Here is a 14,471-nt window from a genome sequence, read left to right on the forward strand (position 1 = left end):
TCCATGCCGCATCAGATCCTGGTCGCCGACGACGATCCGCACATACGCGAGATCATCTGCTTTGCGCTGGAAAAGGCCGGGATGAATACGCAGGCCGTGTCCGACGGCGCCGCGGCCCTGCAGGCGATCGAGCGCCGCGTGCCCGATCTCGTCGTGCTCGACATCGGCATGCCGGAGATGGACGGGCTGGAAGTCTGCCGGCGGCTGAGGCAGCGCTCCGACGTGCCGGTTCTGTTCCTGTCCGCGCGCGACGAGGAGATCGACCGCATCCTCGGGCTCGAAATGGGCGGCGACGACTACGTGACGAAACCGTTCAGCCCGCGCGAACTGGTGGCGCGCGTCAACGTCATCCTGCGCCGCGCCCGCCCCGTGGCGCCCGACCCCGCCGACGACAAGAACTTCGCGCATGGCAAGCTCAGCCTGGCGCCGGCCAGCCACGGCGCCAGTTTCGACGGCAAGGCGCTGGCGCTGACGGCGATCGAATTCTCGATCCTCAGGGGATTTCTGGCGCGGCCGGCGCATGTGCTGGGCCGCGACCTGGTGGTCGCCAGCGCCTATGCCGCCAACATCCATGTCGCCGACCGTACCGTCGATAGCCACATCCGCAACATCCGCGCCAAGCTGGCGGCGGCGGGCTGTCTCGACGCCATCGAAACCGTGCATGGCGTTGGTTTCCGGCTCGGCCGATGCGGCGCCTGAGCGACGCCAAATGGATCGGCACCAAATGGCGGCCAAGGCTGGCCACGGTGGTTCTCGCCATCCTCATCATGGTGCTGGCGCTGCCGCTGGTCGGCCTGTTCTTCTTCCGGCTTTATGAAAACCAGCTGATCCGCCAGACCGAGGGCGAGTTGATCGCGCAAGGCGCCGTCATCGCCGCCATCTATGCACAGAATATCAGTGACGCCGCCATTGCCCCGGAGAAGCTAGGGGTGCCGATGCAGGCTGACAGCGGCGATGCCAGCCGCGGCGACGACTCGCCTTACCAGCCGATCGAGCCGAGCCTCGATCTCGCTTCCGACTATCTGCTGCCGACCCGGCCCGCCGGCATTGCCGCCGCCACCGATCCAGCCTTCACGGCCATCGGCGCGCGACTGTCCGGCATTCTCGACACGACGCAAAAAACCACGCTGGCCGGCTTCCGGCTGCTCGATCCCAAGGGCGTCGTCATTGCCGGGCGCGACGAGGTCGGACTATCCCTGGCCAATGTCGAGGAGGTGCGCGAGGCCCTTGCCGGCCGCTATGCCAGCGCATTGAGGCAACGAATCCCCGATCAGCCGCCGCCGCCGCTCTATTCGGTCAGCCGCGGCACGAAAGTTCGTGTCTTCGTCGCCATGCCGATTGCGGTCGCTGGCCACGTCGCCGGCGTGATCTATCTCTCCCGGACGCCGAACAACATCGTCAAACATCTCTATGGCGAACGCGGCAAGGTGACGCTGGCGGCCATTGCCATGCTGTTCGGCACGCTGCTGATCGCGCTGGTCTTCCTGCGCACCGTCAGCCGGCCGATCTACGCGCTGATGGAGCGCACCAGGCGCATCGCCGCCGGCGACCGCGACGCGATCCGGCCGCTCGACCATCACGGCACGCGCGAAATGGCGGAGCTGTCCGCCGCCTTTCTCGACATGGCCGAAAAGCTGCAAGCGCGCTCCGACAGCATCCAGACTTTTGCCACCCATGTCTCGCACGAGCTCAAATCGCCGCTGACGGCGATCCAGGGCGCGGCCGAGCTGCTGCGCGATTCCGGCGAGGCGATGGATGCCGCCGAGCGCAAGCGGTTCTCCGGCAACATCGTCAATGACGCCGGCCGGCTCAATCTGCTGGTGCGTCGCCTGCTCGACCTGGCGCGCGCCGAAAATCTGGCGCCGAGCGGCGAAAGCACATCGCTCGATGCAGCGCTGGCGCTGCTTCCGGTCGATGGCCGGCTGGCGGTCAACATTGAGGCGGGTGGCGAAATCGGCCTGCGGATATCAGCCGAGAATGCGGCGATCGTGCTTGCCAATCTGATCGACAATTCGGCCAGGCACGGAGCCACCCAGGTTCTTCTCTCTGCGGCCACCGCCGACGGCAAGGCGACCGTTGCGGTCAGCGATGACGGCGCCGGTATTTCGCCGAGCAACAGGGCCCGCATTTTCGAGCCGTTCTTCACCACGCGCCGTGAGTCCGGCGGCACCGGCATGGGCCTCGGCATCGTGCTGGCCCTCCTGAAAGCGCATGATGGCACGATCGCGCTGGTTGACTCCGGACGCGGCACGCGCTTCGAGATCATTGTGCCGGCGGCGTGAAGCATACCGGCGGCCGGATCGGAGAAAACGTGCGCTACGACATTGTCATCATCGGCGGGGCCATCGTCGGCTCCTCTGTCGCCTATTATCTGCGCGAGGAAGGCTTTACCGGCTCGATTGCGCTGATCGAACGCGATCCGCAATTCGCCCATGCGGCAACGACGCTGTCCATGGCCTCGATCCGTCAGCAATTCTCGATCCCGGAAAACATCCGGCTGTCGCAGTTCACGCTAAACCTGTTCCGGCGGCTGAAGGAGACCTTCGGCGCCGATGCCGATATCGGCTTTCGCGAGGGCGGCTATCTCATCCTGGCCGGCGAGGCCGGGTTGCCGATCCTGAAAGCCAACCACGAGGCGCAGGTCGCCGAGGGCGCCAACATTCTGCTCGAGGATGCCGACCAGCTGGCAAAGCGCTTTTCGTGGCTGTCGACGGAAGGCATCAGCGCCGGCGCCTTCGGCCGCAGCGGCGAGGGCTGGTTCGACGCTCATGCGATGCTGACGCTGTTCCGCAAGGCGCTGCGCGACAGACAAATCGATTTCATCGCCGCCGACGTCACCGGCATCGAGAGGCAGGGCAACCGCGTCACCGGCGTGGACCTCGACAATGGCGAAAGACTGCAAGCCGGCATCGTCGTCAATGCCGCCGGGCCGAATGCCGGCAGGGTGGCCGGCATGGCGGGACTCGTGCTGCCCGTCGAGCCGCGCAAGCGCAACGTTTTCGTCTTCGAGGCGCGGGAAAAATACGCCGACATGCCGCTGCTGGTCGACCCATCCGGCATCTATGTCCGGCCGGAAGGCTCGGTCTATCTCACCGGCGGCGCCGAGCCGGAGGAGGGCGATGGCCCCGCCGACCCCCGGGATTTCGGCGTCGACTGGCCGCTGTTCGAAGAGGTGATCTGGCCGGTGCTGGCAACCCGCATTCCGGCTTTCGAAGCAATCAAGCCGACCCGCGCCTGGGCCGGCCATTACGACTACAACACGCTCGACCAGAACGCGGTCATCGGACCGCATCCCGAGGTCGAGAATTTCATCTTCGCCAACGGTTTTTCCGGCCACGGCCTGCAGCAGGCGCCGGCCGTCGGCAAGGCGCTGGCGGAGTTGTTGGTGCATGGCGGGTATCGGACGGTGGATTGCTCGGCGTTTGGGTACGAACGGGTGGCCGAAGGTCGGGCGTTTCGGGAATTGAACGTGATTTGAGGCGGGCGGAATAGGATCGCTCTGTCGAGTTCCCGCCCACCCCCTCTGCCCTGCCGGGCATCTCCCCCGCAAGGGGGGAGATGGCAGCTTCGGCGAAGGCGCCATTCTTGCAACGTCGGAGATTGGCGAAAACGGTCGCGGCATCTGATCTCCCCCCTTGCGGGGGAGATGGCCGGCAGGCCAGAGGGGGTGCTGTCCCGCGAGAGTCTAAGCAACCATCGCACTGACAGCCATCGCGTTGCCCAGCGCATGCCCGTTGGCCGTATTGTCAAAAATCCCCCACACCTCGGCGCCGGAATCTGCTGCTGCTTCCACTTGCCGCGCAAACCGGTCGAGCGTTTCGGCATCGTAACCCGAATAGTAGATCCGCGGCGCGCCGTGCCAGCGGAAATAGGCAAGGCCGGGCCAGCCACCTGGCCCTGCTGCCTCCGGAACCGAAGCCGGGTCGGCGGCGACCCGTGCGACCTGGTGACCGGCCAGCAGTGCGTCCGCCTCGGCACTGAACCAGGTGGGATGGCGCGGCTCGCATGCCAGCCTTGCCCGGATACGCCTGCCCAACATGTCGAAGAAGCCGCCGGCGACCTCCGGCTCGAAGGGCAAGCTCGGCGGCAGCTGCACCAGAAGCACGCTCAGCTTTTCGCCGAGACCTTCGACCTGCCCGAGAAAGTCCTCCGTCAGCCCCTCGCAATCGGCGAGGCGATGATCATGGGTCATGTTCTTCGGTGCCTTGACCGCGAAGCGGAAGTGCTCCGGCACGGCGTGCGCCCAGCGCTCATAGGTCTCGCGGCGGTGCGGCTTGTAGAACGTGGTGTCGATCTCGACGGCCGGAAAGCGTTTTCCGTAACGTTCGAGATGCGAACCGGATTGCGGAAAGTCAGCCTTGTATCGAGACGGAATTCCCCAGCCGGCGGTGCCTATCAGAGATCGGCGATTTCCCATCCTGCGGATTTGGATCGGATGAAGCGCGGGTCAAGGGCGACAAAGGAGGCGTTGCTCCGCGGTGTCCTGAACACCGTTCCGCATTGCCGAGAACCTTGCCCGCCTTGACTGCCCAACCCGATCGGCAATTGCGCTCGACGCTCGTCAGCCCTCGCGGGAGAACCAGAACGCGTCGGCCATTCGCGTCATGCCGATACGCTCATAGAAGCCGACGGCGTCGGGCATCGAGATCAGGCTGATGGCGACCGAAGGCCCAAGCTGCCGGCGGGCCGCGTCCATCAGGCCCTTGCCGATGCCGAGGCCTTGCGCAGATTGGGATACGGCGAGCTCTGAGACATAGCACACCCAGGAAAAGTCGGTGATGGCCCTGATAACGCCTATCAGCGGCCTGCCTTCGATGTCGAGCCGCGCCGTGAGCACCAGGTTCGCGCCTGAAAGCATCGCTTGCAGCCGGGCGTCGTCATCGACGGGGCGTGTTTCGCCGAGCGTGGATTCGACCAGCACGCGGCGGAATTCAGCGACGTCGAGCTCAGGCTCACTGGCATAGATAATATTCGATTGTGCGGTCATGGGCGCAAGGTGCACCAGCGGCGGCCGGTTTTAAAGACGTTTGCCGCCGATCTTTCGATCGGGCCGCGCACCAACAGTTGCCTTTTATTTGCCGGCGGCTTTGTGTAAACCGGGCGCAGCAAACCCTGACGCAACGAATTCGATCAAGAACGGGCAAAAGCCATGGAAAAATTCACCAAGCTCACCGGCGTCGCCGCACCGATGCCGATCGTCAATGTCGACACCGACATGATCATCCCCAAGGATTATCTCAAGACGATCAAGCGCACCGGGCTCGGCAGCGGCCTGTTCGCCGAAATGCGCTACAAGGACGATGGCTCGGAAAACCCCGACTTCGTGCTCAACAAGCCAGCCTACCGCAAGGCGCAGATCCTGGTCGCCGGCGACAATTTCGGCTGCGGTTCGAGCCGCGAACACGCGCCGTGGGCGCTGCTCGATTTCGGCATTCGCTGCGTCATCTCGACGTCGTTCGCCGACATTTTCTACAACAACTGCTTCAAGAACGGAATCCTGCCGATCACCGTCAGCCCCGAAGACCTGGAGAAGCTGATGGACGACGCCTCGCGCGGCTCCAATGCGACGGTGTCGGTCGACCTCGAGGCCAAGGAAATCCGCGGCCCCGACGGCGGCGTGGTCACCTTCGACCTCGACGACTTCAAGCGCCACTGCCTGCTGAACGGTCTCGACGATATCGGCCTGACCATGGAGAAGGCCGGCGCCATCGCCTCGTTCGAGAAGAAGAACGCTGCCGAGCGTCCTTGGGCCTGAGTGGTACGAGATGGCCCGGCCGCCACAAAGCCGGGTTCGTGGCGGCTGAACGGAGGGGACAGTCATGACACGTTTTCTTCTTGCCGGCGCCTGCGCGCTGGCGTGGATGCTGATGCCGGTGGCCGGCGCGCAAGCACAGACCGACACGGTCCTCGTGCCGGCAGAAGATCCGTCCGCCGCCGATCCGGGCGCGTCGAGCAATGCGGCCCTGGCGGACGATGACAGCCAGGGGCCGGTCCCGTTCGAGGGCGGGCAGCTGACCATCACCCAGCCGGAGCAGGATGGCGAAAAGGTGCTGGCCTATGACGGCAAGCAGCTGGCCAGCAATTACGACGTGTTCTTCGACAGAACAGTCAAGGTCGGCGGCGTCGACGTGGCGCTGGTCGATGTCGGCGACGGCGGCAACCAGTGCGGCCCGGCCAAGGTCATCGTCTGGAAGCCGGAAGGCGGCGAGATACAAAGCCTCAAGGTCGAACAGGACGAAGGCGGCGCGCCGCCGGCGGCGGTGGCCGACAACGCCATCTTTTTCGTGCCGTATCTGTTGCCGGGCGATACGAAGCAAGCGCTGCAATGGTCGCCCAGCGACGGGCTGACGATCTCGGGCGACCTGACCTACGCGCCGGAGCCGGGTACGGACTGGAAGGACGTCGATCCGGCCAAATACCAGAACATCATCGACGCCTTCCACAATGAGGCCGTCTACAAGGCGGCGCAGACGCTGCTCGGCGACACCATGCCCGACATGGCGACCAGCCTGCTGGTCGGCGGCGGCACCGAAAAGACGGCGTCGGGCGCCTTCTACGCCACCGGCTGCGTGCCGCACGCATGCGGCAGCAATGACGGTTTCATGGCGGTCGACCCGGCCAAGCACACGCTCTACTTCGCCCGGCGCGGCGACAATGGCGAGCCGCAGGCGTGGCCTGACGTGAAGACCTGGCCTGCGGATGTGAAGGAAGCAATGGACAAGGCGCAGGAGTCGGGGAACTAGGGTTCGCGGCAGCGCGGCGAACACTCGGTGTTCATGCTTGTTCCGTCGCGATCCGTCACACCCCCCTCTGCCCTGCCGGGCATCTCCCGCTCAAGGGGGGAGATCAGACGTCACTCTGGCTTTCGCCAATCGCAAATGTGGAAAGCGAGAAAGGCGTCCGAACTGCTAATCTCCCCCTTGAGGGGGAGATGGCCGGCAGGCCAGAGGGGGGTGCTGTCCCGCCGACGACCAAGATTTGCACCTGACTTGGCCCATGGCCCGGCCGGCCCTTTCCCTGCAAAAGTGTCCGAAACCACAGCGAGGCTCCATGCGCACACTCATCTCCACCGGTTCGCCCTTCGAAAAAACCGCCGGCTATTCGCGCGCGGTGGTGCAGGGCGACTGGTGCTTCGTGTCGGGAACGACCGGCTACGACTATGCGACGATGACCATGCCGGAAACGGTGGAGGCGCAGACGCGCAATTGCCTGGCGACCATCGCGGAGGCGCTGAGGGATGGCGGCTTCGACATGGCCGATGTGGTGCGGGCGCATTACTACATCACAGACCGGGCCATCGTGGACGTCGTCTTCCCCATCCTCGGCGAGGCTTTCGGCGAGATCAGGCCGGCGGCGACGATGATCGTGTGCCAGCTCAACAAGCCGGAAATGAAGATCGAGATCGAAGTCACGGCGCTGCGGCGTACGGCTTGAGGAGGCAAAGCCATGACGGTCCGGCGCATCGTGGCCAATATCGGGACACCAGACGCGGCAGCGGCGAAACGCTTCTATCAGGACGTGCTTGGCCTCGATGTGCTGATGGATCAGGGCTGGATCGTCACCTTAGGCTCCGACGCACGGATGCAGGTGCAGATCAGCTTCATGGCCCAGGGCGGCTCCGGCACGCCGGTGCCGGACCTCTCCATCGAGGTCGACGATGTCGATGCGGCGCTGCAAGGCATGAGGGCCGCCGGCTTTGCCGTCGAATACGGTCCGGCCGACGAGCCGTGGGGCGTACGGCGGTTTTATGTGCGCGATCCGTTCGGCCGGTTGGTGAATATTTTGTCGCACAAGTGATTTGTTCCTCTCCCCCGCCTCTGGCCACGGCGAGGAACCCAGGTCTTGAGAGGCGGGCGCCGTCGTAGCGTTCTTCATCCCCTTGCGCCGCAAGCTCTTGGCGTTTAGCAAGGCCGCGGTTTCTCCAAACAGCATCGGACGGTTCTCCATGGCTTCGAAAAATCTTCTCCTGCTCGCCGGCGACGGCATCGGCCCCGAGGCGATGGCCGAGGTGAAGAAGCTGATCGCGGCCATGAACGCAAAGCTCGGCAGCGGTTTTGCCACTGATGAAGGCTTGGTCGGCGGCTGTGCCTACGACGCGCATGGCGCGGCGATTTCGGATGGCGACATGGCAAAGGCGATGGCTGCGGACGCCGTGCTGTTCGGCGCCGTCGGCGGGCCGAAATGGGACAAGGTGCCTTACGAGGTGCGTCCCGAGGCCGGGTTGCTACGGCTGCGCAAGGATATGGAGCTGTTCGCCAATCTCCGGCCCGCCATCTGCTATCCGGCGCTGGCCGCGTCGTCCTCGCTGAAGCAGGAAGTCGTCGAGGGCCTCGACATATTGATCGTGCGCGAGCTTACCGGCGGAGTCTATTTCGGCGAGCCGAAGCAGATCATCGATCTCGGCAACGGCCAGAAGCGCGGCATCGACACGCAGGTCTACGACACGTTCGAGATCGAGCGCATTTCCGGCGTCGCTTTTGAGCTGGCGCGCACGCGCAAGAACCACGTGACATCGATGGAAAAGCGCAACGTGATGAAATCCGGGGTGCTGTGGAACGAGGTCGTCACCCAGACCCACGCAGCCAGATATGCTGACGTCAAGCTCGACCACATGCTGGCCGATGCCGGCGGCATGCAGCTGGTGCGCTGGCCAAAGCAGTTCGACGTCATCGTCACCGACAATCTGTTCGGCGACATGCTGTCCGACATCGCCGCCATGCTGACCGGATCGATCGGCATGCTGCCGTCGGCCTCGCTCGGCGCGCCCGATGTGAAGACCAGGAAGCGCAAGGCGCTGTACGAGCCGGTGCATGGCTCGGCGCCCGACATTGCGGGACAGGGCATCGCCAACCCGATCGCCATGATCGCGTCGTTTGCCATGTGCCTGCGCTACTCCTTCGGCATGGTCGATGAGGCCGACAAGCTCGAAGGCGCCATAGCCGCCGTGCTCGACGACGGGCTGCGGACGAAGGATATTATGTCCGAGGGCATGACCGAAGTCGGCACTGTCGCAATGGGCGATGCCATCATCGCCAAGTTCCTGGCTTAGCGGCCGACTCAGCGGATCTCGCCGGCCAGCCGTTTCAGCAGGCCGACGAGTTGCGCCTCATCCACGGCTGAGAAAAAAGCAGCGTCGGCGGCTTCGACGGCGACGATAGCGCGCTGGACTGCGGCCGTCCCCGTCGTGGAGACGCGGATCACCTTGGCGCGGGAATCCCGCGGGTTGGTGTCCCGCACAATCAGTCCCTTTGCCTCGAGCCGGGCGACGACGTCCGACGTCATCTTCACCTCGGTGCCGGCCTGGGCGGCGAGCTGCACCTGGTTGGGCGGCTCGCCATAGCGGCCGAGCCACATCGCCGAAGCCAGCAGCACGAACTGGACATGGGTAAGGTCAAGCGGGGCCAGCGCCGCCGTCATGACGCGCTGCCAGCGCATGGTGGTTCGCCAGAGCAGCAAGCCGGGGCTCTCGGATGGTCCGCTGAAGCGCGTGTTCAGATCCCCTTGATCAGCCACCGTTCGCCAACACCATTGCCTGCTCGAACAGTTTGGCCATCGAAGTGTCGAAATCGCCGCTGATCTGCGGCCCGAGCTCTGGTCCGACCTCGGCGGCCGATGGGCCGGAAATCTCGAGGCGATGAGTCACTTGAGTGCCACCCTCGACCGGCGTCAGCGTATGCCTGAATAGCAGTTTCGTGTCGCCGAACGAGGTCTCGTCGGCATAGGTTACAGCGTCGACGAGGTCGACGATCGTCGATTCGAAGGTGTCCTGCCCGACGGGCGTTACAGAGACGCGGGTGCCCTTGGCGAACGGGCCGTGCAGCACGAAGGTATCGGACCCTTCGTAGGTGAGGCGGCCTTCGTGCAGCGCCTTGAGCGCGTTCCAGATGGCCTGCGCCGAAAGGGGGGAAATTGCGGTGTACTCGTTGGTCCACATTTGTCTTGGCTCCATCATCCGTTTTCGATCGTCGATTTGATGATTGCACAGATTATCTGTGCACAGACTAAATGGCAAGAGAAATATTCCGTTCGTCCGGTCTAAACAGCAGCTGCCTTCCCGGCTGCGACCTAAGCCATTGTTATAGCACGGCTGTCCGCAAACGGTAGTGTGCTGAGAGTTCTGCAAATTCGCTGAGAGGGGGCGGTCATGGCAGGCTGGTGATTGTTCACGTCACCTGATTCCCGCGAAGGAACGCCACCATGACCAAGACTGAAGTTAAGACCGCCAGCGCTGCCGTCAAAGACATTTTGCTTTCGAACCCGGATGGATTGCACGAAGTGCTCCGTGCGGTGATGCAGGAGGTGCTTGAGGCCGAGATGGACGAGGCGCTGGGTGCCTCGAAGAGCGAGCGCACGCCCGAACGGCTTGGCTATCGCTCGGGCTATTACGGCCGTACCCTTGTGACGCGGGTCGGCAAGCTCGAGCTGCGGGTTCCGCAGGACCGGGCCGGGCGCTTCTCCACCGAGCTGTTCGAGCGCTACCAGCGTTCCGAGCGGGCCTTGGTGGCGACACTGGCCGAGATGTATGTGCAGGGCGTGTCGACCCGCAAGGTGAAGGCGATCACGGAAGAACTGTGCGGCCATGCCTTCTCGGCCTCGTCGATCTCGGCCATCAACAAGCGGCTGGACGAGAGCCTCGCTGCCTTTGCCAGGCGCCCCCTTCAAGAGCCGTTTCCTTACCTCATCCTCGATGCGCGCTACGAGAAGGTGCGTGAAGCCGGTGTTGTCATGAGCCAGGCGGTGCTGATCGCGGTCGGTATCGACTGGGACGGAAGGCGCCAGATCCTGGCCGTGGAGATGGCCAATCGCGAGAGCCGCTCGGCCTGGAGGGACTTCCTCGTCGGCCTCAAGGCGCGCGGCCTCAAGGGCGTCGAGTTGGTTGTGTCCGACGATCACGCCGGCCTGGTGGCAGCGATCGGCGAGGTGATCCCCGAAGCCGCCTGGCAACGCTGCTACGTGCACTTCCTCAGGAACGCGCTCGATCATCTGCCGAGGAAGCACGGCGACGACTGCCTGCAGGAATTGCGCTGGCTCTACGACCGGCGCGATCTCGCAGAGGCCAGGGCTGATCTTGCCGCATGGCTTGCCAAATGGTCGGCACGCTATCCGCGCCTGACAGGCTGGGCCGAGGATGCCATCGAACAAACCCTGACCTTCTTCAGGCTGCCGAGACAGCACCACAAGCATCTCAAATCCACCAACATGCTGGAGCGGCTCAACGAGGAAATCCGCCGGCGCACCTATGTCGTGCGCATCTTCCCGAACGCCGAAAGCTGCCTGCGCCTGGTCAGGGCGCTGGCCGTCGAAACCAACGAAAACTGGATGGAGGCCAACCGCTATATCAACATGGATGATCTGCGCGAGCACAAGAAGCTCGCTCTGCGCCAAGCCGCATGACCAGCATCATGATCGCCCATTTTGCAGAACTTGACGCACACAACCTCCGCAAACAGCCGGCTGCTCATTTCTTGGTGCGGGTCTAGGCTCCGCCTCCTCCAGGCACCGGCCCCCACTGGTTTTCGTGGGCCTGGGTCGGGATCAATCCGAGTATCAGCGCGAGGATCAGCGTAGCCGGAGCGAACATGAAGGTGATTGCGAAGTAAGGTATTGCCAGCCAGCCGGTCAGGCCGATGTCGTGCAAGCGGCGCACGACGAGCCCGACCCAGGGCAGGAACGTCGCTAGCCAAAACAGCCCCCAGACGCCGATCATCACAATTGGCCAGTTGCCGGCATCGAAATTGCCGACGGCCTGGTCGGCGAGGGCGCCGGCAATTCCGACCAGGATGAAGCTGACGGTCCAGAACAGGCAGTAGCCCCAGAATTCCTTGCGGCGGGCGCGTTCGGCGAAGTTGATGTAGTTGCGCGTCACGCCTCGCCAGAAATAACCCGGCAGTCCGCTATCGCGAACCGCGCCGTCTTCCGCCAGGCGGCCGAAATGCTGTGGCGCGGCTGAAGCGGCAGCCGCCTTGGGCGGCGCTGCGCTTGCCGCTGGCGCAGCGGTGGCGGGACTGGCGGGCTGGGCGCGGATTGAAAAAACGTCGCGCGCCTGACCGCTTGCCGGCAGAAACTCGACCACAGCGCCGTTCGCGATCACGGTATCACGGCGCAGATCCTCGCGCGCGAAGGTGTAGCGGTTGCCGTCCGCCCCGGTGATGAAGCCGAAACCCTGGGCCTCGTCATAGTGAAGAACTTCGCCGCGCATTTAGCCTCGCCCCCGTGCAGGCACAGACTGTTCAAAGTTGCGGCGGACTGCAAGGGGGTGGACGAAATGGAGGGCAAACGGTTCAGGCATGAGTTGCTTTATTTTCCGGTGCGTTGGCGCTGCCCCTCACCTGCCTGCCGGCATCCCCTCCCCGTATAGTGACGGGGAGAGGGGTCGCTGTTATCGACGATTCCGCCAATCACCAACGCTGCAAGAAGAGCGCCAAGGCTGCGGTCCGCCCTTTCTCCCGTCACTATACGGGGAGAAACGCCAGGCAGGGCAATGAGGGGCAGCGCCTGCATTTGTAATTGGCCGATAAGAGCCTCAAACCGGCCGCTTCTTCGGCTTCTTGTTCTTCGGCGGTCCCGCCTTGTCGAATTTCGGTTTCCCGGCCCAAGGCTTTGCATTGCCGGCGGGCCGTTCCCGCTTCTCGAATTTCGGCTTGTGTGCGCTTTGCGGCGCCTCGAATGGGCGCTTGCCGCGATGCGGCTTCTTGTCGGGCTTCGGCGCCTGGTAGCCGGCGCGCGACAGGTCGGGCGTGCCGTCCAGCCGCTTCACCACGATGTTGCCCTGCAGCTTCTTGTCGGGGCCGATGGCGGCGAGGAAGCGATCGGCCCAGTCGGCCGCGATCTGCACGTAGGTCTCATCCTGCTGCATCTTGATGGAGCCGATCTCGCGCTTGGAGATGTTGCCGGTGCGGCACAGCATCGGGATCAGCCAGCGCGGCTCGGCATTTTGCTTGCGCCCGATCGACAGCGAGAACCAGACACTGTCGCCGAAGTCGTCGCGCCGGCTTGGCGCTTCATCGCGGCGCTCGAATTTTTCGCCCGCCGGTTTGTCACGCGAAGGCGTGAACGGTGCGACATCCGTAAGCTCCTCGGGCGCCGAGCGGCTGGCGCGGCATTGGCGCACGAAGGCGGCCGCAATCTGTTCGGCGCCATGCCTGGCCAGAAGCGCGTCGATGAAGCCGCGCTCGTCCTCGGCCACCGGCTCGTCGAAGGCTGGATCGGCAAGGATGCGCTCGTCGTCGCGCTTGATCACGTCGTCGGCCGAGGGCGGGCTCGCCCATGTCGCCTTCAGCCCTGCATTCTGCAGCAGGCGCTCGGTGCGCTTGCGGGCGCCGTTGGGTACGATCAGCGCGCTGACGCCCTTGCGTCCCGCCCGGCCGGTGCGGCCGCTGCGGTGCAGCAGCGTTTCGGGATTGGTCGGCAGGTCGGCGTGGATGACCAGTTCGAGATTGGGCAGGTCGATGCCGCGCGCGGCGACATCGGTGGCGATGCAGACCTTGGCGCGGCCGTCGCGCATTGCCTGCAGAGCGTGGGTGCGCTCGTTCTGGCTGAGTTCGCCCGACAGCGCCACGACCGAAAAATTGCGGTTGTTGAAGCGTGCCGTCAGATGATTGACGGCGGCGCGGGTGTTGCAGAACACCAGCGCGTTCTTCGCCTCGTAAAAGCGCAGCACGTTGATGATGGCGTTCTCGCGGTCGGGATAGGCGACATTCAGCGCCCGGTATTCGATATCGAGATGCTGCTTTTCCTCGCCGCCGGCCGAGATGCGTACGGCGTCGCGCTGATAGCCTTGCGCCAGCGTGGCGATCGAGCGCGGCACGGTGGCCGAAAACATCAGCGTGCGGCGCTGAGCCGGTGCGGCATCGAGGATGAATTCGAGGTCCTCGCGAAAGCCGAGGTCGAGCATCTCGTCGGCCTCGTCCAGCACCACGGCTTTCAGCGCCGACATGTCGAGGGAGTTGCGGGTGATGTGGTCGCGCAGGCGGCCGGGCGTGCCGACGACGATGTGGGCGCCGCGCTCCAGCACGCGCCGTTCGGAGCGCATGTCCATGCCGCCGACGCAGGACGCGACGGTGGCGCCGGTCGGCGCGTAGAGCCATTGCAATTCGCGCATCACCTGCAGAGCGAGCTCGCGCGTCGGCGCCACGGCCAGCGCCAGCGGTGCGCCAGCCTGGTCAAAACGCTCGGCGCTTCCAAGAAGGGTCGGCGCCAAAGCGAGGCCGAAGGCGACGGTCTTGCCTGAGCCGGTCTGCGCCGACACCAGAGCGTCGGACTCGCCGAGCTCCAGCACGGCCTTCTGCACTGGCGTCAGCTCGGTATAGCCGCGTTTTTCCAGCGCTTCTGCCAGCGCAGGAACAATAGCTTCGAAATTGGACATCTCACTCTTTCGGAATTCAGGGTCTGGGCTCATCATGGAGCACATGCCGGGGCTGACGCACGCCAGCCAAACACTATTTGGGCGTTCGTACTTCTTGCGGCCGCTA

The 14,471-nt window shown here is 64.5% G+C and carries 15 protein-coding genes; 9 read left to right on the plus strand and 6 right to left on the minus strand.

Features of this window, described 5'->3' with window-relative positions; translation table 11 throughout:
* Positions 1-3 precede the first annotated feature (3 nt).
* Genes NLY33_RS06080 through NLY33_RS06090 form a run of 3 tightly spaced genes read left to right on the plus strand, consistent with a single transcriptional unit; the run spans position 4 to position 3,478 of the window.
* Complete coding sequence (locus tag NLY33_RS06080; protein ID WP_023706808.1) at positions 4-699, plus strand: response regulator transcription factor; 696 nt, start codon at positions 4-6, stop codon at positions 697-699.
* Positions 687-2,282, plus strand: coding sequence for a sensor histidine kinase (locus tag NLY33_RS06085; RefSeq protein WP_023694560.1), 1,596 nt, complete (start codon positions 687-689; stop codon positions 2,280-2,282). Before NLY33_RS06080 ends, NLY33_RS06085 begins: the two co-directional genes overlap by 13 nt.
* A gap of 29 nt (positions 2,283-2,311) precedes the next feature.
* Positions 2,312-3,478 carry an NAD(P)/FAD-dependent oxidoreductase gene (locus NLY33_RS06090; RefSeq protein ID WP_023706810.1) on the plus strand — a complete coding sequence of 389 codons (1,167 nt, stop codon included), beginning with the start codon at positions 2,312-2,314 and terminating at the stop codon, positions 3,476-3,478.
* 207 nt (positions 3,479-3,685) lie between these two features.
* Here NLY33_RS06090 and NLY33_RS06095 read toward each other — a convergent pair whose 3' ends face one another.
* Positions 3,686-4,417 (minus strand): DUF72 domain-containing protein, encoded by a 732-nt coding sequence (locus NLY33_RS06095; protein ID WP_023687646.1) that lies wholly within the window; start codon positions 4,415-4,417, stop codon positions 3,686-3,688.
* Between the two features lie 144 nt (positions 4,418-4,561).
* The gene (locus NLY33_RS06100; protein WP_023709754.1) at positions 4,562-4,987 is read right to left on the minus strand and encodes a GNAT family N-acetyltransferase; all 426 of its coding nucleotides are present in this window, start codon (positions 4,985-4,987) and stop codon (positions 4,562-4,564) included.
* A 162-nt stretch (positions 4,988-5,149) separates the two neighbouring features.
* Between NLY33_RS06100 and leuD the strand changes: the two genes are divergently transcribed.
* The 5 genes from leuD (at position 5,150) to leuB (ending at position 9,049) form a co-directional block, all read left to right on the plus strand.
* Positions 5,150-5,755, plus strand: coding sequence for a 3-isopropylmalate dehydratase small subunit (gene leuD / locus NLY33_RS06105; RefSeq protein ID WP_023694556.1), 606 nt, complete (start codon positions 5,150-5,152; stop codon positions 5,753-5,755).
* Between the two features lie 64 nt (positions 5,756-5,819).
* Positions 5,820-6,743, plus strand: a complete 924-nt coding sequence (locus NLY33_RS06110; protein ID WP_023706811.1) for an Ivy family c-type lysozyme inhibitor — start codon at positions 5,820-5,822, stop codon at positions 6,741-6,743.
* Positions 6,744-7,050: 307 nt separating this feature from the next.
* The gene (locus NLY33_RS06115) at positions 7,051-7,434 is read left to right on the plus strand and encodes a RidA family protein (RefSeq protein WP_023683820.1); all 384 of its coding nucleotides are present in this window, start codon (positions 7,051-7,053) and stop codon (positions 7,432-7,434) included.
* Between the two features lie 12 nt (positions 7,435-7,446).
* A complete protein-coding gene (locus NLY33_RS06120) occupies positions 7,447-7,797 on the plus strand; it encodes a VOC family protein (protein WP_023706812.1) in 351 nt (116 codons plus the stop codon).
* Between the two features lie 148 nt (positions 7,798-7,945).
* On the plus strand, positions 7,946-9,049 hold the full coding sequence (gene leuB / locus NLY33_RS06125) for a 3-isopropylmalate dehydrogenase (protein WP_023706813.1): 1,104 nt from the start codon (positions 7,946-7,948) through the stop codon (positions 9,047-9,049).
* An 8-nt stretch (positions 9,050-9,057) separates the two neighbouring features.
* Here the strand turns inward: leuB and NLY33_RS06130 are convergent, their stop codons facing one another.
* Positions 9,058-9,456 carry a MarR family winged helix-turn-helix transcriptional regulator gene (locus NLY33_RS06130; protein ID WP_245259985.1) on the minus strand — a complete coding sequence of 133 codons (399 nt, stop codon included), beginning with the start codon at positions 9,454-9,456 and terminating at the stop codon, positions 9,058-9,060.
* Between the two features lie 49 nt (positions 9,457-9,505).
* Entirely contained in the window at positions 9,506-9,934 is a 429-nt protein-coding gene (locus NLY33_RS06135; protein WP_023708789.1) for an SRPBCC family protein, read from the minus strand.
* A 263-nt stretch (positions 9,935-10,197) separates the two neighbouring features.
* Between NLY33_RS06135 and NLY33_RS06140 the strand changes: the two genes are divergently transcribed.
* Complete coding sequence (locus tag NLY33_RS06140; RefSeq protein WP_286439502.1) at positions 10,198-11,394, plus strand: IS256 family transposase; 1,197 nt, start codon at positions 10,198-10,200, stop codon at positions 11,392-11,394.
* Between the two features lie 82 nt (positions 11,395-11,476).
* On the opposite strand, the gene NLY33_RS06145 is transcribed toward NLY33_RS06140, so the two are convergent.
* Together NLY33_RS06145 and NLY33_RS06150 are read right to left on the minus strand one after the other, a co-directional pair.
* The gene (locus NLY33_RS06145; protein WP_023683826.1) at positions 11,477-12,199 is read right to left on the minus strand and encodes a DUF805 domain-containing protein; all 723 of its coding nucleotides are present in this window, start codon (positions 12,197-12,199) and stop codon (positions 11,477-11,479) included.
* A 324-nt stretch (positions 12,200-12,523) separates the two neighbouring features.
* On the minus strand, positions 12,524-14,365 hold the full coding sequence (locus tag NLY33_RS06150) for a DEAD/DEAH box helicase (protein WP_023709358.1): 1,842 nt from the start codon (positions 14,363-14,365) through the stop codon (positions 12,524-12,526).
* Positions 14,366-14,471: the final 106 nt, after the last annotated feature.

The sequence above is a fragment of the Mesorhizobium sp. C432A genome (assembly GCF_030323145.1).
Lineage (GTDB): Bacteria > Pseudomonadota > Alphaproteobacteria > Rhizobiales > Rhizobiaceae > Mesorhizobium.

Excerpts from the sequence above, each read along its gene's own strand:
- NLY33_RS06080 (WP_023706808.1), top strand. The coding sequence starts at position 4 with ATGCCGCATCAGATCCTGGTCGCCGACGACGATCCGCACATACGCGAG.
- NLY33_RS06085 (WP_023694560.1), top strand. The coding sequence starts at position 687 with ATGCGGCGCCTGAGCGACGCCAAATGGATCGGCACCAAATGGCGGCCA.
- NLY33_RS06095 (WP_023687646.1), bottom strand. The coding sequence starts at position 4,417 with ATGGGAAATCGCCGATCTCTGATAGGCACCGCCGGCTGGGGAATTCCG.
- NLY33_RS06100 (WP_023709754.1), bottom strand. The coding sequence starts at position 4,987 with ATGACCGCACAATCGAATATTATCTATGCCAGTGAGCCTGAGCTCGAC.
- leuD (WP_023694556.1), top strand. The coding sequence starts at position 5,150 with ATGGAAAAATTCACCAAGCTCACCGGCGTCGCCGCACCGATGCCGATC.
- NLY33_RS06110 (WP_023706811.1), top strand. The coding sequence starts at position 5,820 with ATGACACGTTTTCTTCTTGCCGGCGCCTGCGCGCTGGCGTGGATGCTG.
- NLY33_RS06115 (WP_023683820.1), top strand. The coding sequence starts at position 7,051 with ATGCGCACACTCATCTCCACCGGTTCGCCCTTCGAAAAAACCGCCGGC.
- NLY33_RS06120 (WP_023706812.1), top strand. The coding sequence starts at position 7,447 with ATGACGGTCCGGCGCATCGTGGCCAATATCGGGACACCAGACGCGGCA.
- leuB (WP_023706813.1), top strand. The coding sequence starts at position 7,946 with ATGGCTTCGAAAAATCTTCTCCTGCTCGCCGGCGACGGCATCGGCCCC.
- NLY33_RS06135 (WP_023708789.1), bottom strand. The coding sequence starts at position 9,934 with ATGTGGACCAACGAGTACACCGCAATTTCCCCCCTTTCGGCGCAGGCC.
- NLY33_RS06140 (WP_286439502.1), top strand. The coding sequence starts at position 10,198 with ATGACCAAGACTGAAGTTAAGACCGCCAGCGCTGCCGTCAAAGACATT.
- NLY33_RS06145 (WP_023683826.1), bottom strand. The coding sequence starts at position 12,199 with ATGCGCGGCGAAGTTCTTCACTATGACGAGGCCCAGGGTTTCGGCTTC.
- NLY33_RS06150 (WP_023709358.1), bottom strand. The coding sequence starts at position 14,365 with ATGTCCAATTTCGAAGCTATTGTTCCTGCGCTGGCAGAAGCGCTGGAA.